At 63.7% G+C, this 21,739-nt stretch carries 18 protein-coding genes; 9 read left to right on the forward strand and 9 right to left on the reverse strand.

Annotated features, from left to right (window positions below; all coding sequences use genetic code 11):
- Nucleotides 1–344 precede the first annotated feature (344 nt).
- Genes PspCFBP13528_RS15670 through pvdM form a run of 3 tightly spaced genes read right to left on the reverse strand, consistent with a single transcriptional unit; the run spans nucleotide 345 to nucleotide 3,872 of the window.
- Nucleotides 345–1,217 (reverse strand): formylglycine-generating enzyme family protein, encoded by an 873-nt coding sequence (locus PspCFBP13528_RS15670; protein ID WP_137200573.1) that lies wholly within the window; start codon nucleotides 1,215–1,217, stop codon nucleotides 345–347.
- Between the two features lie 28 nt (nucleotides 1,218–1,245).
- Nucleotides 1,246–2,514, reverse strand: coding sequence for an aminotransferase class V-fold PLP-dependent enzyme (locus PspCFBP13528_RS15675; RefSeq protein WP_065952830.1), 1,269 nt, complete (start codon nucleotides 2,512–2,514; stop codon nucleotides 1,246–1,248).
- Nucleotides 2,511–3,872 (reverse strand): pyoverdine-tailoring dipeptidase-like protein PvdM, encoded by a 1,362-nt coding sequence (gene pvdM / locus PspCFBP13528_RS15680; protein WP_065952829.1) that lies wholly within the window; start codon nucleotides 3,870–3,872, stop codon nucleotides 2,511–2,513. The genes PspCFBP13528_RS15675 and pvdM overlap by 4 nt, the downstream gene beginning before the upstream one ends.
- A 142-nt stretch (nucleotides 3,873–4,014) precedes the next feature.
- Between pvdM and PspCFBP13528_RS15685 the strand changes: the two genes are divergently transcribed.
- Nucleotides 4,015–5,643, forward strand: coding sequence for a PvdJ/PvdD/PvdP-like protein (locus tag PspCFBP13528_RS15685; protein ID WP_137200575.1), 1,629 nt, complete (start codon nucleotides 4,015–4,017; stop codon nucleotides 5,641–5,643).
- Nucleotides 5,644–5,783: 140 nt separating this feature from the next.
- Here the strand turns inward: PspCFBP13528_RS15685 and PspCFBP13528_RS28095 are convergent, their stop codons facing one another.
- Together PspCFBP13528_RS28095 and PspCFBP13528_RS15695 are read right to left on the reverse strand one after the other, a co-directional pair.
- A complete protein-coding gene (locus PspCFBP13528_RS28095; protein WP_124432425.1) occupies nucleotides 5,784–6,170 on the reverse strand; it encodes a hypothetical protein in 387 nt (128 codons plus the stop codon).
- A gap of 144 nt (nucleotides 6,171–6,314) precedes the next feature.
- Nucleotides 6,315–7,037, reverse strand: a complete 723-nt coding sequence (locus tag PspCFBP13528_RS15695; RefSeq protein WP_137200577.1) for a pirin family protein — start codon at nucleotides 7,035–7,037, stop codon at nucleotides 6,315–6,317.
- A 181-nt stretch (nucleotides 7,038–7,218) separates the two neighbouring features.
- Here PspCFBP13528_RS15695 and PspCFBP13528_RS15700 point away from each other — a divergent pair, with 181 nt between their 5' ends.
- Together PspCFBP13528_RS15700 and PspCFBP13528_RS15705 are read left to right on the forward strand one after the other, a co-directional pair.
- Entirely contained in the window at nucleotides 7,219–8,169 is a 951-nt protein-coding gene (locus PspCFBP13528_RS15700; RefSeq protein WP_101221311.1) for a GlxA family transcriptional regulator, read from the forward strand.
- Nucleotides 8,170–8,318: 149 nt separating this feature from the next.
- Nucleotides 8,319–9,770, forward strand: a complete 1,452-nt coding sequence (locus PspCFBP13528_RS15705; RefSeq protein ID WP_137200580.1) for a winged helix-turn-helix domain-containing protein — start codon at nucleotides 8,319–8,321, stop codon at nucleotides 9,768–9,770.
- Here PspCFBP13528_RS15705 and PspCFBP13528_RS15710 read toward each other — a convergent pair.
- Both PspCFBP13528_RS15710 and PspCFBP13528_RS15715 read right to left on the reverse strand, forming a co-directional pair.
- Complete coding sequence (locus PspCFBP13528_RS15710) at nucleotides 9,717–12,488, reverse strand: winged helix-turn-helix domain-containing protein (protein ID WP_137200582.1); 2,772 nt, start codon at nucleotides 12,486–12,488, stop codon at nucleotides 9,717–9,719. The genes PspCFBP13528_RS15705 and PspCFBP13528_RS15710 overlap by 54 nt on opposite strands.
- Nucleotides 12,489–12,546: 58 nt before the next feature.
- Nucleotides 12,547–12,945, reverse strand: a complete 399-nt coding sequence (locus tag PspCFBP13528_RS15715; protein WP_065952823.1) for an AraC family transcriptional regulator — start codon at nucleotides 12,943–12,945, stop codon at nucleotides 12,547–12,549.
- 204 nt (nucleotides 12,946–13,149) lie between these two features.
- Here PspCFBP13528_RS15715 and PspCFBP13528_RS15720 point away from each other — a divergent pair, with 204 nt between their 5' ends.
- From PspCFBP13528_RS15720 to PspCFBP13528_RS15745, 6 genes are all read left to right on the forward strand, one after another.
- On the forward strand, nucleotides 13,150–14,058 hold the full coding sequence (locus tag PspCFBP13528_RS15720) for a LysR family transcriptional regulator (protein ID WP_101221308.1): 909 nt from the start codon (nucleotides 13,150–13,152) through the stop codon (nucleotides 14,056–14,058).
- A 328-nt stretch (nucleotides 14,059–14,386) separates the two neighbouring features.
- Nucleotides 14,387–15,190: a hypothetical protein gene (locus PspCFBP13528_RS15725; protein WP_241669097.1), complete on the forward strand. Its 804-nt coding sequence runs from the start codon at nucleotides 14,387–14,389 to the stop codon at nucleotides 15,188–15,190.
- A 139-nt stretch (nucleotides 15,191–15,329) separates the two neighbouring features.
- Nucleotides 15,330–15,920: an antibiotic biosynthesis monooxygenase gene (locus PspCFBP13528_RS15730; RefSeq protein ID WP_065952821.1), complete on the forward strand. Its 591-nt coding sequence runs from the start codon at nucleotides 15,330–15,332 to the stop codon at nucleotides 15,918–15,920.
- Nucleotides 15,917–17,755, forward strand: coding sequence for an amidohydrolase (locus tag PspCFBP13528_RS15735; protein WP_137200584.1), 1,839 nt, complete (start codon nucleotides 15,917–15,919; stop codon nucleotides 17,753–17,755). Before PspCFBP13528_RS15730 ends, PspCFBP13528_RS15735 begins: the two co-directional genes overlap by 4 nt.
- 22 nt (nucleotides 17,756–17,777) lie before the next feature.
- Complete coding sequence (ycaC, locus tag PspCFBP13528_RS15740) at nucleotides 17,778–18,395, forward strand: isochorismate family cysteine hydrolase YcaC (protein ID WP_065952819.1); 618 nt, start codon at nucleotides 17,778–17,780, stop codon at nucleotides 18,393–18,395.
- Nucleotides 18,396–18,592: 197 nt separating this feature from the next.
- Nucleotides 18,593–19,474 (forward strand): LysR family transcriptional regulator, encoded by an 882-nt coding sequence (locus tag PspCFBP13528_RS15745; RefSeq protein WP_065952818.1) that lies wholly within the window; start codon nucleotides 18,593–18,595, stop codon nucleotides 19,472–19,474.
- Here the strand turns inward: PspCFBP13528_RS15745 and PspCFBP13528_RS15750 are convergent.
- Together PspCFBP13528_RS15750 and PspCFBP13528_RS15755 are read right to left on the reverse strand one after the other, a co-directional pair.
- Nucleotides 19,461–20,498 carry an AraC family transcriptional regulator gene (locus PspCFBP13528_RS15750; RefSeq protein WP_137200585.1) on the reverse strand — a complete coding sequence of 346 codons (1,038 nt, stop codon included), beginning with the start codon at nucleotides 20,496–20,498 and terminating at the stop codon, nucleotides 19,461–19,463. The two genes, PspCFBP13528_RS15745 and PspCFBP13528_RS15750, sit on opposite strands and share 14 nt — an antisense overlap.
- 1 nt (nucleotide 20,499) lies before the next feature.
- On the reverse strand, nucleotides 20,500–21,414 hold the full coding sequence (locus PspCFBP13528_RS15755; RefSeq protein WP_101221306.1) for a GGDEF domain-containing protein: 915 nt from the start codon (nucleotides 21,412–21,414) through the stop codon (nucleotides 20,500–20,502).
- Nucleotides 21,415–21,739: the final 325 nt, after the last annotated feature.

Genomic DNA, 21,739 nt, shown 5'->3' on the forward strand with positions numbered 1-21,739 from the left:
GCCGCGTCTGCGGGTAAATGCATTCCTCCTGATGCATGGCGTTCAAATGTGGGAGGGGGCTTGCCCCCGATGGCGGTGTGTCAGGCGCAGATGCATGCACTGACAGTGCCTCATCGGGGGCAAGCCCCCTCCCACATTGGGTTGGTGTAGGGCTTGGAGCTCGCGCACTGCCCGAAAACCAATCCAGTCACGCCGCGTCTGCGGGTAAATACATTCCTCCTGATGCATGGCGTTCAAATGTGGGAGGGGGCTTGCTCCCGATGGCGGTGTGTCAGGCGCAGATGCATGCACTGACAGTGCCGCATCGGGGGCAAGCCCCCTCCCACTTTGGGTTGGTGTAGGGCTTAGAGGTCGCGCACTACACGCAAGCCAATCCAGTCACCGCGGGTCTGCGGGTAGATGTTGTTGCGGTTGCCGGAACGGGAAAACACTGGCGCCTCGCCCCAGTCATTGCCGCGAATCTGGTACGACTCGCAGTTCGGTTCCATCCAGGCACTGCCGTCGGTAGGTGCACCGATGTAGTTCGGGTGTTCACAATCGGCAACCCGTTCATACACATTGCCATGCATGTCGTACATGCCAAACGCGTTCGGCGGGTAGCTGCCCACCGGTGACGAATAGCTGTAGCCGTCCGCCGGGCCGTAGGTGTTGGCGTGTTTGGCAATGCTGTAGCCCTTGCCGTCGTCGAACGGGAAGGGGAACGGCCCGCGGGTGCCGGCGCGGGCCGCGTATTCGCGTTGGGCTTCACTGACCATGTGGTACTGCTGGCCGGTCTTTTTCGACAGCCAGGCCACGTAATTTTTGATGTCGTCCATGTCCATGCACACCGCTGGCTGGCGTGGCCCCTGAGGGTAGCGCGGCTTGCTGGCGATGCATTCGCGGCCGGGACGATCATCGCCATTGGCGATCTTCACCCCGGTCTGGCGTACGTAGCTGTCCCATTCACCGGCGGTAATGTGGAAGCGGCTCATGGCGAAGGGTTTGGCGAAGGTCACTTCATGCAGCGGGCCTTCGTCCGGCTCGCGGCCGACTTCGTCTTCCGGGGTGCCCATGGTGAAGGTGCCGGCAGGCAATACCACCATTTCCGGGCAGTCCTTGCAGTCCTTGAAGACTTTGCCCGGTTGTGGTGCCGCCGCCTGGGCCAGGCCCGGGAGCAGGGCGCCACACAGTGCGGTCAGCGCCAGGGCTGTCAGGGGTTTGAGTCGAAATGGCGTCATGTGAGCGTCTCGTTCAAAGAAAAAAAGGTCACGACCGCTGGCTCAGCAACGCCATGAAGCGCTGGATGTCATCCGAGCTGTTGAGCAGGCCGGGGGAGGTGCGGATCACGGGGCCTACGTCGCGGTCCACCGCGTCGATCACTACGCGGTTTTGCTGCATGTAGGCAGCTATGGCATCGCTGTTCTGGCCGTTGACCCGAAAGAAGGTAAAACCTGCCGATAGTGCTGGACTGCGCGGCGTGACCAGTTCTATCCGCGGATTCGCCAGCAGTTGCTCTTTAAGCTCGGTGTTGAGGGCGTGGATACGCGCTTGCACTGGCGCCTTGCCCAGCTGCAGGTGCAGCTTGAAGGCTTCGTCGGCGGCCCAGCGATGCTCGAACGCGTGGTAGCCGCCGGGCGTCATGGTGGTGGCGAAATCCGTATCTTCGGAGAATGTCGGCACCATCGGCGTGACGTAGGTGTTTTCGGGGCTGCGAGCGCATACCAGGCCGGTGCCGCGCGGGCCGAACATCCACTTGTGGGTGCCGGCGATGAAGAAGTCGCAGTGCATGGCGGGGAAGTCGAGATTTTCCACACCGAAGCCGTGCACGCCGTCGACCACGTAGAGGAGACGGTCGTTGTCGTCACGGTTGCGGTTGTATTCATCGACCAGTTGGCCGATTTCGCCAATGGGCAATTTGACACCGCTGCCCGACTGTACCCAGGTCATGCCCAGCACGCGGGTGTTGGGGCGGATATTGCGCTGGATATTGCCCAGCACTTCATCGGCGGACACGCGGCTGGCACTGTCGAACAGCCGGATGCGGCGTACCTGGGTGCCTTCCCTGCGCACGCGAAAATCCAGGACGTTCTGCGTCGCGTAATGCTCATGCTCGGTGGTGAGGATTTCCTGGTCGGCGCGCACCTTGATCCCGCCATAAATCATCGCCAGCCCTTCGGAGGTGCTGCCGGTCAGGGCGATCTGCGCCGGTGTGGCGTTCAGGTAGCGGCCCGCCCACTCACGCACCTGGCCTTCGCGCTTCCAGGTTTCCTGCAGGTCCCAGTCCATCGCCAGGCCGGGGTTGCGGTCGATCTGCGCGCGGTAGCGTTCGATGGCCTCGCGCACCGGCCTGGGGTGCGACGTCACCAGGAAGTTGGAAAAGTGCAGGTAATCCGGGTCCTGGTTGAACAGCTGTTTCAATCCCGCCCATGGATCGTTCGTGGCGGCGGCCAGCGCCTGGGGAATCAGCGTGTTGCCCAGCGGCAGGCTGGCGGCCAATACGCCGGCCTGCTTGAGGAATGTACGACGGTCGGTCATGGACTGACTTCTTGATGCGCCGAGGGTTTGGCGGCTTTCTGTACCTGCTCCCACACCCGCAGGAAGTTGCCTCCCCACAGCTTGGCGATATCGGCTTCGGAGTAACCGCGCTGGATCAGTTCGGCGGTGACGTTGCGCGCGTCACCAACGTTCTCCCAGCCCTGCAGGCCGCCGCCGTCGTTGAAGTCCGAAGCGATGCCGACGTGATCGATGCCGATCTTGCGCACGGTGTAGTCGATGGCATCGCCCCAGTCCTTGAGGGTCGCCTTGGGTTCTTCCTCGAGAATCGCGTACAGCTCGCTGGCGTACTGGCCGAAGCGTTGTTCGGACCACGCGGCGATGATCGCGTCGCCCGGCATCAAGGCCATCGCCAGGTTAGGCAGCGGCGGCAGATCGAAGCGGGCGCGCAGCGCGTTGAGCTTGTCCTGGGTCGGCTGGCTCAGGGGTCGCAGGTAGGCAGCAAAGCCCACCACCTGCACCACGCCGCCGCTGTGCTTGATCAGTTGCAGTTCCTTGTCGCTGAGGTTGCGCGGGATGTCCACCGACGCCCGGGGCGCCGAGTGGGACGCTACCATCGGCGTACGGCTCAACTGCGCAACCTGTTCCAGGGCCTTGGTCGACATCTGCGACACGTCGATGATCACGCCCAGGTCATTGAGGCGCTGCACCGCTTGCTGGCCGATGGGCGACAGGCCCTCGAGGGCGTCGGTGGTGTCATTGAAAAACGGCAACGGGCGCGACGAGTCCGACCACGCGTTATTGCCGATGTAGCTGAAGCCGAACATGCGCATGCCGCGCGCCGCCCACAGGTCCAGCTGGTTCAGGTCGTTACCCAGCGGGTAGGCGTTGAGCATGCTGATAAAGATCGCGAACTTGCCTTCGCCGTGCAGACGGCGCATGTCGTCCGGGGTGTAGGCGATGCCCACCTGGTTGGGGAAGTCGCGGACCATGCCGGAGATGATTTTGTAGCGTACCTCCTGCTCATGGCGGGCTTCCTCGACAAAGCCGTCGGTGGGTTTGTGCGGGGCGTTGGGGCCGTTCCAGATTTCCGGCCAGCCGAAAATGGTCAGGGCCGCGCCGGATAATCGTCCGCGCGCCGCTTTGGCCAGGTCGAACTGGCCGCTGCCATCCTTGTCGGCTTCATTGCCGGCGGTGCCGAAATCCATGGGCACGGTGATATGGCTGTCGAACGACAACAGGCGATCCTGCATTTCATTGGCTTGCTTGATCACCTCCAGCGGGTAGCCGGCGTTGCCCTTGAACCAATGATCCCAGACCAGAAAGCCAGCCCCGGCAGCGACCGCCAGTGCCAGCGGCAGGCCGATATACAGCGCCTTTTTCGAACGTGGTTTTGTCATTGCCATCTCAGTCAGTTGAGGCCTTTGCTATCAGGGAAGAACGAGCGATGACGGGGGAAATTTAGCGGGCGCTGCCCTGGCGGTAAATTTCCCCAGGCTGCAAACGTTCTAGCTCTGATTAAGCCGTTTCCTAAGGTAGACAATGACGATCTCTCGACGTGGGTTCATCGCAGGCCTGGCGCTGACCGGCGCGGCGGTGCCCGCGGCCTTTTATGCCCATCGCGAGTTGACGCGGGAAGAAGAATTCCCGGTCACCCCCGGCGAAGCCACGGTCGACCTGGCCGACACCCAGGGCCAGCACCTGGCGAACACCTTGCGCGGCGTCTGGAGCCTGCGCCTGGAAGGCCGCGATGCCGGCCTCAGGGGCTTGCCGACGCAGAGCCTGGCGCTGCTGCTGGATATCGCTCCCCGTGGCCGCGGCTTGCGCGGTTACCTGGACACCGCCGAGAACCTGCGGGCCGACGGCGAGCCGCGCTACCGCGTATTGGGCGATCTGGTGACGGGCGAGGGCGCCGTGCTCTATTGGCGGCTGATCGACCGCGATTCGGCGGCGGGCATTCCGGCCTACGAATTCAAGATGACCCTCGATGAAGTCTGGGCCGACTTCGGCAATGCCGGCAGCGGCACCCTCAGTGGGCAGGTCCTCGACCTCGAGCGGCCCTTGGCATTGACCGAGCGCGACAATCGATTTATCGCCCACAAACAGCTGTTCCCCGAAGCCCGCCAGCGTATCGGCCTCAACCCGACCCTGCTGGCCTGGCTGATTGCCCCCGAACATCGCCTGTTTCATCAGCTCTGGCACGCCACCCGTGACCAATGGCACAAGCTGTCCGAAGAAAAACGCGAGGCCCTGCGCGGCCTCGGCTGGCAACCCGGGCCGCGTGGTCGGGAGCGCGATGCGCGGGGCAAGCTCAAGGACCGTAACGGCTCGGGCATCGACTTTTTCTTCATGCACCGGCATATGCTCGGCACTGCCCGCGCCATGCAGGACCTGCCGTCATGGCCGCATTTCCCCGAGCCCCAGCCGGCGCTGGAGCGCGATCGCCAGGGCTTCGTGCGTTACTTCGATAACCACGACGGCTTTGCGCTGCCGCCCTGCTGGTCGGCGCCGGATGACGCCGATTACACCCAGTGGGTCAGCGACATCAAGGCGGCCGAGACCTACCACAGTAATTTCCAGGTGTGGGAATCCCAATACCGCGACCCACGCTACCTGGCCAGGCTGACCCTGGGCCAATTGGGTTCGGAGATGGAGCTGGGCCTGCACGACTGGCTGCACATGCGTTGGGCCTCGGTGCCGCGCGACCCGTCCAATGGCGCCCCGGTGCCGTTTGCCCGCGACCCGGCGGATTTTGCGCCGCGCTGGTACGCCCCGGAGAACGACTTCCTCGGCGATCCGTTTTCATCCCACGTGAACCCGGTGTTCTGGCACTTCCACGGCTGGATCGACGATCGCATCGAGGACTGGTTTCGCGCCCACGAGCGGTTCCATCCGGGCGAGGTCACCCGGCTTGAGGTCAACGGCGTAGCCTGGTTTGCAGCGGGACGCTGGGTTGAAGTCGGCGACCCCTGGCTCGGCCCGGACACCCACGGGTGCAGCACCACGCCGGGGTTGCAGCAGGGGCGCTCGATGGAAATGGACCCGGAAATAATGAAACTCGCCCTGCGCATCACCTTTGGCGCCGATGAGGAACTGCTCAAGGGCCTGTTCAAGCGCGTGCCGCAACGACCCTGGTATGCGCGGCACTTGAAGGTCAAGCGCGAAGGGTAAGGGCAACCCGAATGCCTGTGGCGAGGGAGGTGCCTGACACCCGCACGTTCAGCCTTTCAAACCTGCTTGAAGAGCCTGAATCGAAGACGAAAAAAAACCGGCTGATCAGGCCGGTTTGGGGTTCCCTTCAACAGCAGGGGTTATACGTGGTTGCTCAGCAGGCGTTCAGCACCGCCTTCGGCCAGGCCACGTTCCTGCAGGCGATCCGCACCGCCTTCAGCCAAGCCACGTTCCTGCAGGCGATCCGCACCGCCTTCAGCCAGGCCACGTTCCTGCAGGCGATCCGCGCCGCCTTCAGCCAGGCCACGTTCCTGCAGGCGATCTGCACCGCCTTCAGCCAGGCCACGTTCCTGCAGGCGATCTGCACCGCCTTCAGCCAGGCCACGTTCCTGCAAGCGATCCGCACCGCCTTCGGCAACGCGTGTTTCAATCATGCGATCGGCGCCGCCTTCAGCGACTACCGGGTGGGCGAAAGCGTTTGCAGCCAGTACCGAAAAAGCGAGGCTAAGCAAGAGTTGGCGTTTCATGGTGGTGTGCTCCAAGTGTTTTAGTGGGGTGCCGTTTGGCATGGGTTTGATGTTACGCGTCGCAGTTTTTAAGAGAACTTCATTGCGCTGATGGTGACTATCGACGCCAGCGATGGACCCGCTCACGGGCCATCACTGCGACCGTCATGGCATCTGCGGCACTTCATTGGGGCGCAGGTCAAACACCAGCACCTCGGCGTCAGTGCCCTGGCTCAAGCGAATCTGGCGCTCGTCCCGTACGCGCACGCCGTCGCCTTCCTGCAAGCGTTGGCCATTGAGCTCGACGCTGCCGCGCGCCACATGGATGTAGGCGTAGCGATCCGGCGGCAAGTCCAGTTGCGCGCTTTCATCGCCATCGAACAGCCCGGCATACACCCGCGCATCCTGGCGAACATTCAACGAACCGTCGGCGCCGTCCGGCGAGATGATCAACTGCAGGCGCCCACGTTTTTGCGCTGCGCTGAAGTGCTCTTGCTGATAGCGCGGCTTGGCCCCGGCCTCGTTGGGCACTATCCAGATTTGCAGGAAGTGCACGCCACGGCTTTGACTGTGGTTGAACTCGCTGTGGGCCACGCCGCTGCCGGCGCTCATCAATTGCACATCGCCAGGGCGGATCACCGAGCCGGTGCCCAGGGTGTCCTTGTGTTCCAGGGCGCCTTCGAGCACATAGGAGAAAATCTCCATGTCGCGGTGCGGGTGCTGGCCGAAGCCTTTGCCGGCGGCGACGCGATCATCGTTGATCACCAGCAGGTCGGAAAAACCCTGTTCATTGGGGTTCCAGTAGTTGGCGAAGGAGAAGGTGTGGAACGACTTCAACCAACCGTGATTGGCGGCGCCGCGTTCGGAAGCTTTGCGAAGGGTCAGCATGGTCCAGTCCTCAAGTGAGCGCGGGCTGCGAGATGCAGGGCGCTTGCGTTGAGAAGAAGATTAATGGTTAGCGGTAAATTCATTAAGAAGATCAAATTTGAATAACTGTCTCTTCTGAGTTGACAGTAAAAGGCATGCCATAATGCCCGTCGCATTCCTTCTCGATGGACGTTTCCCGCTTATGAAAACCGTGGCCATGGCGCTGTTCCCGGACTTCCTGCTGCTCGACATGGCCGGGCCGCTTGAAGTGTTTTCGATTGCCAACCGCTACCTGCCGGTGGCCGACCACTACCGGATCCTGACTGTCGGCACCGAGTCCGGGCCGTTGCGCGCGTCCAATGGCGTCACGGTGCAGACCGACCTGCTGCTGGAGCAGGCCCAGGCGGCCTATGATGTGCTGCTGGTGCCTGGCGGTCCGGGTGCCTATAACGAATGTCATCCTGCGCTGCTGCCCTGGTTGAAGGCGATGGCGCCACGGGCGCGGCGTTTCGGTTCGATCTGCACCGGCGCCTTTGTGCTCGGGCACGCCGGCTTGCTCGACGGGCACCGCGTGACTACTCACTGGCATTACACCGAACGCTTGATCAAGGCATTCCCAAACGCCATCGTCGAGACCGATCGCATCTACCTGCAGGACCGACGGTTGATCACCTCGGGTGGCGTCACGGCCGGTATCGACCTGGCCCTCTCGATTGTCGCCCAGGACCATGGCAAGCAGGTGGCGGTGGACGTGGCCAAGGTGTTGCTGGTGGTGATGAAACGCCAGGGTGGCCAGGCCCAGTTCAGCCCGATGACCGCCGCCGTGGCGCCTCAGGAAACCGCGGTCACTCGGGTGCAGCACCATGTGCTGGCCCATCTCGACCAACCTTTTACGATCGAGTCGATGGCCGAACTGGCCGGCATGAGTGCGCGACACTTTGCGCGACTGTTCGCCAAGGAGGTGCAGATGACGCCCATGGCGTTCCTGCAAGGCGCACGCATCGACCGTGCCCGCCAGTTGCTGGAAACCACCGACCTGCCGCTCAAGACCGTGGCGTTCCACTCAGGCTTCGGCAGCGTGCGGCATATGCGCTTTCTGTTCAGTGAAAAGCTCGGCTTGAACCCTACCCAATACCGACAACAGTTCAGTTAACGACCCAATGTCCGTCTGAGGCACCCGATTGTCCGTATCGCTCCCCGTGCCAGCATTGTCCTGTCACCGCTAGCTGGCAAGATAACGACGAGCCCACGAAAAAGGATGCGCAGGCACTCAAGCACGGGTGTTTCAGCGCTGTTACGGACATGAATCATTCTGCGGCGGTGAGCTTCGGCCCCTACACATTTCATCGACACCAGCGTCTGGTCAGCAAGGCGGGCTGGCCGGTGCCGCTGGGCGGGCGCGCCCTGGATATCCTCGCCGTGCTGCTGGAAGCGCCGGGGCACTTCATCAGCAAGGCGACCTTGATCGAACGGGTCTGGCCCAACAGCGTCGTTGAAGACAATAACCTGCGCGTGCACATTGCCGCGTTGCGTCGCGCCCTTGATGTGCAGCCTTTGATCCTCAATCACCCGCAGCGCGGCTACTGCTTCGCTGCGCCGGTACAAGGCGCGCTGGCGACGTTGCCGGCACCGCACAACCTGGCGGCGCGGCTCAGCCCGGTGGTCGGTCGCGATGAGCTGGTGGGCGTGCTGGTGCGGCGCATGGCCGGGCAACGGCTGTTGACCCTGACCGGTGTGGCCGGTATCGGCAAAAGTACCCTGGCCCTGGCCCTGGCCGAGCGTGTGTTGCCCCGCTATCGCGACGGGGTGTGGTGGGTAGACCTGGGCAATCTGCGTACGTTGGGCGAACTGCTCGGGCATCTGGCCACGCTATTCCAGTTGGACCGCTGCGACAGCCTCGATGAGCTGTGCCGGCGTTTGGCCGCGCGCCGCTTGTTGCTGGTACTCGATGGGGCCGACCTGCTGCTCGGTGCCTGTCGCAAGCTGCTGCGCGCGCTGCAGCAGAGGGCGCCCGAAGTCAGCGTGCTGGTCAGCAGCCGCGAGGCCTTGCTGGCGCCGGACGAATGGCTGGTGCGCGTACCGCAGTTGGGCGTGCCGTCACCGTCGGCGCTGGGCAGTGTCGAGCAGGCCATGGCCTGTCCCGCGGTGCAGTTGTTCGTCACACGGGCACGCGCCAGTCAGCAGGGTTTTATGTTGCGGCCCCAGGAATTGATGCCGCTGCACGATATTTGTCGGCGCCTGGACGGTATCCCGTTGGCCCTCGAACTGGCGGCCGCCCAGGTTGACGCACTGGGTATCGGCGGTGTGCAGCGGCAATTGCGCACCGGCCTGCACGGGCTGAGCCGCGGTCGTCGCACGGCGGTGGAACGCCATCACTCACTGACTGCCGCGCTGGACTGGAGCTACCAGCGGCTGAGCCTGCCGGAGTGCTGGCTGTTCCTGCAGTTGGGCCTGTTCAAGATGGCGGTAACCCTGCCCACCTTGAGTGAAATGGTCACCGGAACCGAGCTTGAACACGCCGATTTGTCTTACCTGCTGGCGCGTCTGGTCAATCTGTCGATGCTGACCGCCGAGCCTGGCCTGGGCCCGACGCGCTATCGCCTGCTCAATTGCGTGCGCAGCTACGCCCTGGCGCAACTGCGCGATCCGCGTCAGGTAGAGCGTTTGCAGCACGGCTACGGGCAGTGTCTGGGGGCTTTTTCAGGCCGGCCGTTTGTCCTGCAACTCGTCGAGCAGGCGGCGCACGCGCAGTAGATCGCGGGTGGCGAAGCCTTCGGTAAATCGAGCGTAGATGGGCTCCAGCAACGCCCTGGCGGCCTGCCTGCGCCCTTGTTGCTGCCACCGTTGCGCCAGGCAGCCCGCACACCGCAGCTCCCAGGCCAGGGCACCTTGCTGGCGTGCTAGGCCAAGGGCTTCGAGCAGCAGCGTTTCAGCGCCGGGGGTATCGCCCTGGAGCGCCGCCTGGCCGGCGTACACCCGCAGGATTTCCGCGGCGCACCAGCCCGCCGCGCCACTGCGCGCGCGTTGCATACCCGGCTCATCGACTTGACTCATGCCGAAAGTGACCAGGGTGTCCTCGATCAGTCCCAGGCCCTGTAGAGCCTGGTCGCCCAGGATACCGGCGTAGTGTCCGGCCCAAGTCTGGAACAGTTGCACCGAATGCTTGTGCGACTGCTCAAGCAGCAGGCGTTGCATGGCCTGTGCCTCGTCGTCGGCACCGTTGTAGCGGGCGATCACCACACCGGCCAGGGCCAGGGTGTAGCAGATCGAGGTGCCGTGGTTGATCTGCAGCGCCAGGTCCAATGCCTGGCTCGCGGTGCGCCAGGCACGCTCGGGGAAGCCCTGTAGCCACAGGATGCGCGCCAGTACGGTCAGGGACGCGACGCTCTGGTCGTACTGCACGCCGACGCCCTGGGCGAAGCGGTTCACGTGGCTGCTGTGGCTCATGCGCTGCAGCACCTGCTCGGCATGGTGCCGGGCCAGTGCCTGATTGCCGGTGTAATGCTGGGCCAGGGCGCGCAGGCGCTGGGTGCTCAGGTCCAGCAGTGGCTCGGTGCGCGGGTCGAGGCGATCGAATTGCAGGCTCTGTTGCAGCGCCTGGCCATAGCGCCCGGCACACAGGTTCACCGCCATATGCCCGGAGACCGCACGCAACTGGCCGGCCAGGTCCTGGCGCTCTTCGGCCAGGCGCGCGGCACCGACAAACGCCGCAATGGTCTGCGGCGCGGCGCCCAGGGCGTGGTAGGAGAGGCTGCCCAGGGCCAATTGCAGTTGCAGGGTCAATTGCGTGCAGGGCGCTTCGACCTGATCGATCAACGCCAGCGCCTTGTCCACATAACCGGCATGTTCGCGCAGCAACGACAGTTCTTGCCACAGCGGCATCGCACTGACCGTCAGGCGGATCGCCAGCAAATGCCCCGCGTCATCGGTAAACCCCCAGTCGAGGGCGGCGCGCACGTCTTCGCGCAGCGGTGCGTAGCGCTCGATCCAGGGCTGGGTGGCGATCAGTTCCCACTCGCCGCGGGCCTGTTCCATCAACGCCAGGCAGCGTGCCGCGTGGCGCTCGCGCGTGGCCTGCAACTCGCCCGCCAGGCTGAGCTTTTCCAGGGCGTAAGTGCGGGTGATATCCAGCAGGCGATAGACCATCTCATCCTCGCTGGCGTCCACGTTCAGCAGCGACTTGGCCACCAGTTGCGTGATCGAACCGAGCACTTCGGTCGGGGCGATGTGTTCCCCGGCGATCACCGCCGCTGCACTGACCAGGCTGAAGCCCCGGCGAAAGACCGCAAGCCTGCGCAGGCAGATTTTTTCGCCTTCGGTGAGCAGCTCGAAGCTCCAGTCAAGCGTGGCCCGCAGGGTTTGCTGGCGGGGCAGGGCGTTGCGCCGTCCGCGGGTCAGCAGGCGGAAGTTGTCTTCCATCTGCACCAGCAGTCCCGGCAAGCCAAAACGCTCGATCTGCGCGGCCACCAGCTCGATCGCCAGGGGAATGCCGTCCAGGCGCTGGCAGATATCGATGGACAGCGGCAATTGAGCATCGCTCAGGGCAAAGCTGTCCTGATGGGCCATGGCCCGCTCGATCAGCAATTGCATGGCCGGGTAACCCAGGGCCTGGGCGCGGTTGCCGGTGGCGGGCGGGCAGCTCAGCGGCTCCAGGCGTTGCACCGACTCACCTTCGGCGCGCAGGGCTTCGCGGCTGGTGGTGAGGATGTGCAGGTGCGGCGCATGGCGCAACAGGGTTTCGCTGATCAGGGCGATGTCGTCGAGCAGGTGCTCGCAGTTGTCGATCACCAGCAGCAGCTGGCGTGCCTGCAGGCTGCGGGCGAAGCTGACCAGCGGCGCATTCTCCCCAGGTGTGGCGCCCAGCAGGGCGGCGAGGTTGGGCAGGATCATCGATGCGTCGCTGAGCGGTGCCAGGTCGAGCAGGTGAATACCGTCGCGGTAATGCCCGATCAGCAATTCCGCGACGCGCAGGGCAACGGTGGTCTTGCCGATGCCACCGGCTCCGGTCAGGGTGATGAAACGTTGCTGCGGCAGTTGCTGCACCAGCGCATCGATCAGGGCCTGGCGGCCGATCATTCGCGTGCGCCGCAGCGGCAGGTTGTGGCCAGGGCGTTGGGGCGCGCCGTCGGTGGGTAGCGTCATCGGTTCGATGCTCAGTGGCGCGACAAAACTGTAGCCGCGCTGGGCGACCGTGACGATATAGCGCTGCCCCGCCTGGCCATCGCCCAGGGCCTTGCGCAACGCGGCCATGTGCACCCGCAGGTTGCCGTCTTCCACCACGCTTTTGGGCCAGACCCGCGCGATCAGTTCCTGCTTGCTCACCACATTGCCGGCGTGCTCCAGCAGGATCAGCAGAATGTCCACCGCCCGCCGTCCCAGGCGCAGCGGGCGACCGGCCTCCAGCACCAGGCGCTCGCGCGGATGGATGCGGTAGGGGCCGAAGTGCACGGCCTGGTCGCTCAAATCATTCATGGCTGCCCAGGTTCAAGAGTAACGGATGGGCAAGCATATTCCAGGCGCTTGAAGACCACTAGGCCGCGATCACTTGCGGCTTGGAGCGCGAGTGGTGGTTTCGCCAGGTCATCGGGTTCACGCCCTCGCTGCGAGTGAACATATGACAGAAGTGCGCCTGGTCGCAAAAGCCGCATTCCAGGCTGATTTGCGTGAGGCTCAGGGAAGAGCCGGTGATCAGTTCCTTGGCGCGCAGGATGCGCTGGTGGCGAATCCACTCCTGGGGCGATACCCCGGTGGAACACTTGAAGGCGCGGGAAAAGTGGCTGCGCGACAACGCGCAAGCCTGGGCCAGCTCGGCGATGCTCAGGCTTTCGCCGAGGTTGGCGAGGATCAGTTGCTTGGCGATCCGCTCGCGCCGGGGGCACAGGCCTCCGGTGGCGGATAAACGAGGGGCATATTGCTCGAGTCGGGCCATGACAAATATCCGCAGTCGATGGGAGCGTTCCCGTTGAATGGATGCAGTGTAGACGCCGTTCATCTTGTTGCCGGACCGCCTGGCTGACGAGTTAATCGTTGTTAATTTCGCCAGGTGCCGGCGTGGAAAAGACAGCACAGGCATGCAATCCAGAGCGTTGCGGGCATGCTTCCCTGACCCCCTGCAAACCGTCTGGATACCGCCATGAACCGCAACGACCTGCGCCGCGTCGACATGAACCTGCTGGTGATTTTCGAAGCCCTGATGTTCGAGAAGAACCTGACCCGGGTCGCCGAGAAACTCTTTATGGGCCAGCCGGCGGTGAGTGCCGCACTGGGCCGCCTGCGCGACTTGTTCGATGACCCGTTGCTGCTGCGCAACGGTCGCGGCATGGAACCCACGCCACGGGCGGTGGCGATACTCAAGGAACTGCAACCGGCCATGGACACCATTTCGGGCGCCGTCAGCCGGGCCAAGGATTTCGACCCCTCCACCAGCTGCGCGGTGTTTCGCATCGGCCTGTCCGACGACGCGGAGTTCGGACTGTTTCCACCCTTGCTCAGTCGCCTGCGCGAAGAGGCGCCAGGCATCATCGTGGTGGTGCGCCGGGCCAATTACTTGTTGATGTCGTCGTTGCTGGCCAGTGGTGAAATCTCGGTAGGCGTGAGCTACACCACCGAACTGCCGGCCAACGCCAAGCGCAAGAAGCTGCGCGATATTCCCTGCAAGGTGCTGCGAGGGGATGATGGCGAGGCGCCACTGACCTTGGACGATTACTGTGCCAGACCCCATGCCATGGTCTCGTTCTCGGGCGACCTGAGCGGCAATATCGACCTGGACCTGGCACGCATCGGACGGTCGCGGCGGGTGGTGCTGGCGGTGCCGCAGTTCAGCGGGCTGCGCGCATTACTGGCGGGTTCGCAGATCATCGCGACCGTACCCGACTACGCGGCGTGCGCATTGACCGAGGGCACCCGTCTGCGGGCCGAAGACCCGCCGTTCGCGATTGATGCGGCAGAGCTGTCGATGGTGTGGAGCGGGGTGCATGACAATGACCCGGCCGAGCGCTGGTTGCGGGGAAAGATTGCGCAGCATATGGCCGGGGAGGTCTAGCTGTTCAGCCCTGGCGCCGTACGCGTTTTGACCTGGCCGGCCTTGATGTACAGCAAAGTCCTAACGGTGCGCACGCTTTTTCCGGCTGCCCGCCTGGGTTTGGCCCGCCTACCATGGGTCAACTTTCAAGCAGGGGCTGGTCACGACTATGTATATCTCTCAGAAGCCACAGTTTATTCCACCGGTTACACCGCCGCCGGGTCATGACGCGCCCGCATCGACGGCGCGGCAGCCGGTGCAACTACCCGCGAGCGATGATCATCCCGCCGCGGGCGCTAGCCTCGCGCGCTCAACCCGCTCTGTTGTGTCTACGCAGGGAACGATCCCGGTGACTGTCGAGGCGTCAAAGCTGGACAGGGTGAGCGATCCACGCCTGGAGGTTAAGAAGGAGGCTTCAGCGCCCGATGGAATGTACCTCGCTTATTACTCGGTTCCCGGATCAGGCCAGGGGCTGAGCAACATTACTTTTCCAATCAGTATTGGCGCGGGCGCTCAAAGAACCAGTAGCGAGTCCGCGGGGATTTATTACGCGATGCAGTTCGGCATCAATGACGAACAGGGTAAGTCCCTCGGCGACGGGTATATCGGGCTGCAACCAGGGGCGGATGGCAAGGCGCAGGTGCCGTTTTCCGGGTTCGGGTCGCACTTCACTGCGCCACACGGCAGTACCGACGCGGATGGTGGCCCGGGGGCGAGCAACAGTACAACGGTGGATTTCAAGTTCGGTCATAAATACAACCTCACCGTGGAGCAAGACCCGAAGAACCTGCAGCGGCTGAGCGGGTATATCCAGGACGTCACCGACCCCGATAAAGTCGGGCCCAAGCAGCATGTCAAAGACCTTTACGTCGATAGCAAGGTCAGCTTGGCCACACGGCATAGCGGGTTCGTTGAACACTACGGTAAGGACATCGATCGCAGTTCGCAGATTGCGCCGACCGCAGGCAGTTTTTCCGCGCCCTTTACGACGGATGACAAAGGCACTATCACGGTGGGCTCCGTCACGAACGAAGGCTTGTATGGTCGGTTCCGCAATTCGATCACAGGCGATCTGGAAGTGACTCGAGTGAACGGCGAGAGTAAGGAGCTCAAGTTCTCATTCCAGGGTGTCGGCTACCAAAAGCCAAGCTGAGCGTCGCAGGGGAGGGGGCCTCACGGTGTCCTCTCGCGCCTCGAATGGCTGGGTCAAACAGCACATACATTCAATTCTCCACTGCCATTGCCCAGCAAACTCCCCCCATCGCTCAATGCACCGGGGGGAAACACCCATCATGGACCCAACACCTAACACCAGCCCCGACGAAGTCGTCACGCTGGTCGTCAAGCACCGGGTCAAGCCCGGCCGTGAAACCGAGTACGAAGCCTGGCTGCGCCGCATCGTGCGCATCGCCGGTGAACGCCCCGGCCACCTTGGCGTCGACGTCGTGCGCAGCCAGCAGAGCGGCATGGCCCTGTTTACCTGCGTACTGCGCTATCGCTCCACCGCCGCTCTGGAGTTGTGGCTCGAGTCCCCGCAACGCCAGGCCCTGATCGACGAAGCCGCGCCGATGCTGGCCGACGGCGACCAGACTGAAATCGGCGGTGCCAATGAATTCTGGTTCGCCCCCCAGGCCGACGGCGCCGCCAAGCCGCCGCGCTGGAAGCAGGCGGTGGTGAGCCTGTTTGTGATCCTGCCGCAAACCCTGCTCCTGCCGTTTATCTGGGGGCCGATCCTGCGGTTGCATCCGTTTCTGTCCAACTACGTGGTCTCCACCTTCCTGGTCACCCTGACCATCGTGCTGCTGGTGGTTTACCTGCTGATGCCGGCGGCCACCCGCCTGTTCGCTCCCTGGCTCGAAGCCTCTGTAAAGGAAACCCTATGAACGCCGATCTGATTCTGTTCAATGGCCAGTTCCACACCGTGGACCGGGAAAACCCACACGCCAGCGCCGTCGCCATTCGTGACGGGCGCTTCGTCGCAGTGGGCACTGACGGTGAAGCCATGGCCCTGCGCGGCAGCGCCACCCAGGTCATCGATCTCAAGGGCCGTACCGTGATTCCCGGCCTCAACGACTCGCACCTGCACCTGATCCGCGGCGGATTGAACTACAACCTCGAGTTGCGCTGGGAAGGTGTGCCGTCCCTGGCCGATGCCCTGCGCATGCTCAAGGACCAGGCCGACCGTACCCCCACGCCGCAATGGGTACGCGTGGTGGGTGGCTGGAACGAATTCCAGTTCGCCGAAAAACGCATGCCCACGCTTGAAGAACTCAACCAGGCCGCGCCGGATACCCCGGTATTCGTGCTGCACCTGTACGACCGCGCCTTGCTCAATCGTGCGGCGTTGCGCGTGGCCGGTTACACCAGGGACACGCCGAACCCACCGGGCGGCGAAATTGTGCGTGACAGCAACGGTAACCCCACCGGCATGCTGGTGGCGCGGCCCAACGCGATGATTCTGTACTCGACCCTGGCCAAAGGCCCGAAACTGCCGTTGGAGTATCAGGTCAACTCCACCCGCCAGTTCATGCGTGAACTCAATCGCCTCGGCCTGACCAGCGCCATCGACGCCGGCGGCGGTTTCCAGAACTATCCCGACGACTATGCGGTGATCGAGCAACTGGCCAGGGACCAGCAGCTGACGGTGCGCATCGCCTACAACCTGTTCACCCAGAAGCCCAAGGAAGAGCTCAGCGACTTCAAGAACTGGACTGGCAGCGTCACCCTGCATCAGGGCGATGACTACCTGCGCCACAACGGTGCCGGCGAGATGCTGGTGTTTTCCGCCGCCGACTTCGAAGACTTCCTCGAACCGCGTCCGGACCTGCCGCTGACCATGGAGCAGGAGCTGGAACCGGTGGTGCGCCACTTGGTGGAACAGCGCTGGCCGTTCCGCCTGCATGCCACTTACGACGAATCCATCTCGCGCATGCTCGACGTATTCGAGAAGGTCAACCGCGACATTCCGTTCAATGGCCTGCCGTGGTTTTTCGATCACGCCGAAACCATCACCCCGAAAAACATCGAGCGCGTGCGTGCCCTCGGCGGCGGTATTGCGATCCAGGACCGCATGGCGTTCCAGGGCGAATACTTCGTTGAGCGCTACGGTGCCAAGGCCGCCGAAGCGACGCCGCCGATCAAGCGCATGCTCGCCGAAGGCGTACCGGTAGGCGCGGGCACCGATGCCACGCGGGTGTCGAGCTACAACCCGTGGACGTCGCTGTACTGGATGGTCAGCGGCCGCACCGTCGGTGGCCTGGAACTGCACGCCGAGGGCCTGCCGCGCCTCACCGCGCTGGAGCTGTTCACCCACGGCAGCGCCTGGTTCTCGTCCGAGCAGGGCAAGAAAGGCCAGATCAAGGTCGGCCAACTGGCAGACGTTGCGGCGTTGTCGGCGGATTTCTTCAGCGTTGACGAAGAAGCCATCAAGTGGATCGAGTCGGTACTGACCGTGGTCGGCGGCAAGGTGGTGTATGGCGCCGGCGACTTCGACGATTACGCACCGCCGCGCGTTCCGGTACTGCCGGACTGGTCGCCGGTGGTCAAGGTGCCGGGGCACTGGCGCCCAAGCTCGCCACTGCAGGCCCAGGTGCACCAGTGCAGCGGCCCCTGCGGCGTGCATGCCCACAGCCATGAAAAGGCCCGTCTTTCCAGCGTGCCGGTCAGCGACTTCCAGGGCTTCTGGGGTGCGTTCGGCTGCTCGTGCTTTGCCTTCTAATCAAAACCCAAGGAGTTAACCCATGACTTACAAGCGCTTGAACAAAGATGACGCGGTTGTCCTGCTCGTCGATCACCAGACCGGCCTGATCTCGCTGGTGCAGGATTTCTCCCCCAACGAATTCAAGAACAACGTGCTGGCCCTGGCCGACGTGGCGAAGTTCTTCAACCTGCCGACCATCCTGACCACCAGCTTTGAAAGCGGCCCCAACGGCCCACTGGTGCCGGAACTCAAGGCGCTGTTCCCGGACGCGCCGTACATCGCTCGCCCTGGCCAGATCAACGCCTGGGACAACGAAGAGTTCGTCAAGGCCGTCAAGGCCACCGGCCGCAAGCAGATCATCATTGCCGGTGTCGTGACCGATGTGTGCGTCGCGTTCCCGACCCTGTGTGCCCTTGATGAAGGCTTCGAGGTGTTCGTGGTCACCGACGCCTCCGGTACCTTCAACGAAACCGTGCAACAAGCGGCCTGGGCGCGTATGACCGCCGCCGGTGCGCAACTGGTGAACTGGTTCGCCGTGGCCTGCGAGCTGCAGGTTGACTGGCGCAACGACATGGAAGGCCTGGCCAACCTGCTGTCGCCGCGCATCCCCAACTACCGCAACCTGATGAACAGCTACTCGGCGTTCACCGCCAAGTAAACCGGTCTCAACGTTACCGGTAATCCCTGTGGGAGGGGGCTTGCCCCCGATAGCGGTGCAACAGTCACAGTTGCTGTGTCTGAACCACCGCCATCGGGGGCAAGCCCCCTCCCACATTTGACTGTGCTCACACTTTTGGTTTGTGGTGTGACCACTGACCGGTTATAAAACAGCCCATCGTCCACCGAGAAGCGACAATGAACCCCTTCGAAGACATGCGCCTGTTCTGCCAGGTCATGGAGTCCGGCAGTTTCACCGCCGCTGCCGAGCAACTGGGCCTGTCCAAGCAGTTCGTCAGCCGCCGCCTGATCCAGTTGGAAGACCGCCTGGGCGTGCGCCTGCTCAACCGCTCCACGCGCCGCCTGGATGTCACGCCGCTGGGCCAGAGTTACTACGAATCGGCCTTGCGCCTGCTCAGTGATGTCGAGCAAGTGGAGCAGGGCATTGCCGGCCAGAACAGCGAACCGCGCGGCACCATCCGCCTCAGCGCGCCGCTGTCGTTTGCCATGGCGCATTTGGGTTGCCTGCTGCCGCTGTTCCTGCAGCGCTATCCGGACGTCGCGGTGGAAGTCGACCTCAGCGACCGCCCGGTGGACCTGATCGGCGAGGGCTACGATCTGGTGCTGCGCATCGGCACCCTGGAAGATTCCACCTTGATCGCCCGACGTATTGCCAGCATCCCGCGCGTCTACTGCGCCAGCCCCGATTACCTGGCCCTGCGCGGCACGCCGCACAAACCCGATGACCTCGCCGATCACGATTGCCTGCCCTACGGGCACGGTCGCCAGGTGCAATGGCGTTTCAAGGGCAAGCTGCAGGCGCTGAATGTGAGCGGGCGCATGCGCGTCAATAACGGCGATTTGCTGCGCGACACCGCGATTGCCGGCCTGGGCGTGACCTACCTGCCGACCTTTATCGTCGGCGATGCGTTGAAGGATGGTCGCCTGGTCAGCGTACTGGACGACTTCGCCCCCGAAGCCCTGACGTTGTCGGCGGTGTACCCCCAGCACCGACAGAGTTCGCGGCCGGTGCAGGCGTTGGTCGAATTCCTGCGCGAACGCCTGGCTAGCGGCTGCTGAACAACTGCCGGATCAGGTTGGGCGTACTGCCGGTCCAACGCTTGAACGCGCGCCGAAAGTTCGCCGCATCGTTGAAGTTCAGGTAGGCGGCCACCTCGTCGTTACTCAGTCCCTTGACCTGATACAGGTGCAACGCCATGTGCTTGCGCACCCGGTCCACCTGTTGCTGATAGCCGGTGTCGTGCTTGTGCAGCTTGCGCTTGAGGGTGGCCGGGCTCATGGCGAAGGCCTGTGCGGCCTGTTCCAGGCTGGGCGGCTGGCGCACGTGCTCGCGCAGGTAGTCGTTAAGGCCGTCGAGAAAGCTGGCGGCAAAACCCAACTGTTCGATCTGTCCGCGGGCGTGCTGGCGCGCCACCTGGCCGGCCGTGGCCGAGGCGCCGGGCCAGGCGCGGGTGAGGTACTCGCGCGGCAGACACATCATGTCCAGCGGGCGTTCGAAGCGCGTCTGTTCGCCCAGGTGCACCCAGTATTGCTCTACGTACCGCGGCTCGGCATGGCTGAAGCTGCACACCCACGGCAGGCGCTCGCCGCCGAGCCATTGGCTCATGGCAACCAGCGCGGTCATGCTCGCTTCGAGCAAAAAGCGCCACTGCTCGCCGGCGCCGCAACTGTCCAGCCAGTACAGGTAGGCGTGGTGCTCATCCAGCTCCAGGTGCGGCGTGACCAGCGGGCTGAGCAGTACGTGCTGCTGCATCAGGATCTCCAGCGCCTGGTGCAGGTTCTGCGCATGTCCCAGTGCATGGCTGGCGGCGCCGTAGTGGCCGGGCAGCAGACGTTGGCCAAACAGGAAACTGCTGTCATCGGCGTCCAGCAGCTTGCGGCTGTTGCCGATCAGACCGAGCAACTGCTGCGGGCTCAAGTGGGCGTCGCCGGCCAGGATGTCCTCATGGAACAGCCCGGTGCCGCGCAGCAGGCGATGGCTGTCGATGTCCCGGGACAAGGCCAGGTCGATCAACGTAGCGGGTTGGTGGTGGCCGGGAATGAAGCGGCTGTCGCTTTCATACCAGTTGGCTTTCACCGCCATCTCAGGCGCTTTTCGCCAGGGGTTGCTTGGCCCGCGCCAGCGCCAGGTTCAGACGCTTGAGCAGGTCGTGGGGCGGCTCGTCCAGGGCCATCACCACCGCCGTGGTCGCCGCCAGCTGCAGGCGCTCGCCCTGTAGCCGGGTTTTGTGCGCCAGGCTCTGCACCGCCTGCTGCAACTCCAGCGCCAGCCCCTGGGCCTGGCGCTCGCCGGTGTTGGGCAGCAGCACCACAAAACGGTCGCCGGCCAGGCGGCATAACAAATCCTGACGGCGCAGGTTGAGCAGCAGCACATGGCTGACCGCCTGCAACACCGCATCGCCTTCGGCATGCCCGTAGGCCTGGTTGACGGCGGCGAAGCGGTCCAGGTCCAGGGCCAGCAGCGACAGCGGTTGCTGCTGGTCGCGGCTGTCGTGCAGGCTCTCCTGGAGTTGGCGCTTGAGGTAGTCGGCACCGGCCAGGGGCGTGAGTTTGTCGAACAGCCGATGCTCGCGAAACAGCCGCTCGCGCTTTTCCATCTGCGCGCTGATCGCCAGTTGTTCGCGGTGCCAGTGGTAGATGCCGATGGTCAGCAGAATCATGCCCACCGGCATCGGCCCCGATTCTAGCCAGTGGTCCCAGGTGATGCTGTCGGGCAGGCGGATGAACTCGTCGAGGCTGTCGATCCACCAGGAAAAGAAGATGCACGACAAACCCAGTGCCAGGTAGTTTGTGACCCGTCCGGCGGGCCGGCTTTTGAGCACCAGGCCCAGCCAGATCAGCGCGAGCAGCGCCGAACCGCCTTCGCCGACGATATCCAGCCACACCCATTCACTGATGCTTTTGAGCTCGCCGCAGGCCAGGTGCAGGATCAGCCCGAGGTTGGCCGCGATCAGCAGCAGGGCAAGTTTCCAGCGGTGGGGTTTGAGCACGCGAAACATGGCTGCGGGTCCTTGGACAGGTAAGCGATGGACGCCAGCACAGCAGATGCATGTGACGGTTGGATGACGGTGGGGGAGGGTCGAATCAGCTCATCTGACCGGCAATGAAAGTCAAACAATGTGGGAGGGGGCTTGCCCCCTATAGCGGTGTGCCAGCGACAAATAAGCTGGCTGATAGACCGCTATCGGGGGCAAGCCCCCTCCCACAGGGGATTTTCACCGGTCATATCAGCTCATTGTGAGCCAAGAGTTCGTTCAAAGCCCCGGTTTACGGGCCTCGCTACCCAACGCTGTCACAGAACCGTCATCCCCCACCCCTAGCTTG

Origin of the sequence: Pseudomonas sp. CFBP13528 (assembly GCF_005233615.1) — a bacterium.
Lineage (GTDB): Bacteria > Pseudomonadota > Gammaproteobacteria > Pseudomonadales > Pseudomonadaceae > Aquipseudomonas > Aquipseudomonas fluorescens_AM.

Excerpts from the sequence above, each read along its gene's own strand:
- PspCFBP13528_RS15670 (WP_137200573.1), bottom strand. The coding sequence starts at position 1,217 with ATGACGCCATTTCGACTCAAACCCCTGACAGCCCTGGCGCTGACCGCA.
- PspCFBP13528_RS15675 (WP_065952830.1), bottom strand. The coding sequence starts at position 2,514 with ATGACCGACCGTCGTACATTCCTCAAGCAGGCCGGCGTATTGGCCGCC.
- pvdM (WP_065952829.1), bottom strand. The coding sequence starts at position 3,872 with ATGACAAAACCACGTTCGAAAAAGGCGCTGTATATCGGCCTGCCGCTG.
- PspCFBP13528_RS15685 (WP_137200575.1), top strand. The coding sequence starts at position 4,015 with ATGACGATCTCTCGACGTGGGTTCATCGCAGGCCTGGCGCTGACCGGC.
- PspCFBP13528_RS28095 (WP_124432425.1), bottom strand. The coding sequence starts at position 6,170 with ATGAAACGCCAACTCTTGCTTAGCCTCGCTTTTTCGGTACTGGCTGCA.
- PspCFBP13528_RS15695 (WP_137200577.1), bottom strand. The coding sequence starts at position 7,037 with ATGCTGACCCTTCGCAAAGCTTCCGAACGCGGCGCCGCCAATCACGGT.
- PspCFBP13528_RS15700 (WP_101221311.1), top strand. The coding sequence starts at position 7,219 with ATGAAAACCGTGGCCATGGCGCTGTTCCCGGACTTCCTGCTGCTCGAC.
- PspCFBP13528_RS15705 (WP_137200580.1), top strand. The coding sequence starts at position 8,319 with ATGAATCATTCTGCGGCGGTGAGCTTCGGCCCCTACACATTTCATCGA.
- PspCFBP13528_RS15710 (WP_137200582.1), bottom strand. The coding sequence starts at position 12,488 with ATGAATGATTTGAGCGACCAGGCCGTGCACTTCGGCCCCTACCGCATC.
- PspCFBP13528_RS15715 (WP_065952823.1), bottom strand. The coding sequence starts at position 12,945 with ATGGCCCGACTCGAGCAATATGCCCCTCGTTTATCCGCCACCGGAGGC.
- PspCFBP13528_RS15720 (WP_101221308.1), top strand. The coding sequence starts at position 13,150 with ATGAACCGCAACGACCTGCGCCGCGTCGACATGAACCTGCTGGTGATT.
- PspCFBP13528_RS15730 (WP_065952821.1), top strand. The coding sequence starts at position 15,330 with ATGGACCCAACACCTAACACCAGCCCCGACGAAGTCGTCACGCTGGTC.
- PspCFBP13528_RS15735 (WP_137200584.1), top strand. The coding sequence starts at position 15,917 with ATGAACGCCGATCTGATTCTGTTCAATGGCCAGTTCCACACCGTGGAC.
- ycaC (WP_065952819.1), top strand. The coding sequence starts at position 17,778 with ATGACTTACAAGCGCTTGAACAAAGATGACGCGGTTGTCCTGCTCGTC.
- PspCFBP13528_RS15745 (WP_065952818.1), top strand. The coding sequence starts at position 18,593 with ATGAACCCCTTCGAAGACATGCGCCTGTTCTGCCAGGTCATGGAGTCC.
- PspCFBP13528_RS15750 (WP_137200585.1), bottom strand. The coding sequence starts at position 20,498 with ATGGCGGTGAAAGCCAACTGGTATGAAAGCGACAGCCGCTTCATTCCC.
- PspCFBP13528_RS15755 (WP_101221306.1), bottom strand. The coding sequence starts at position 21,414 with ATGTTTCGCGTGCTCAAACCCCACCGCTGGAAACTTGCCCTGCTGCTG.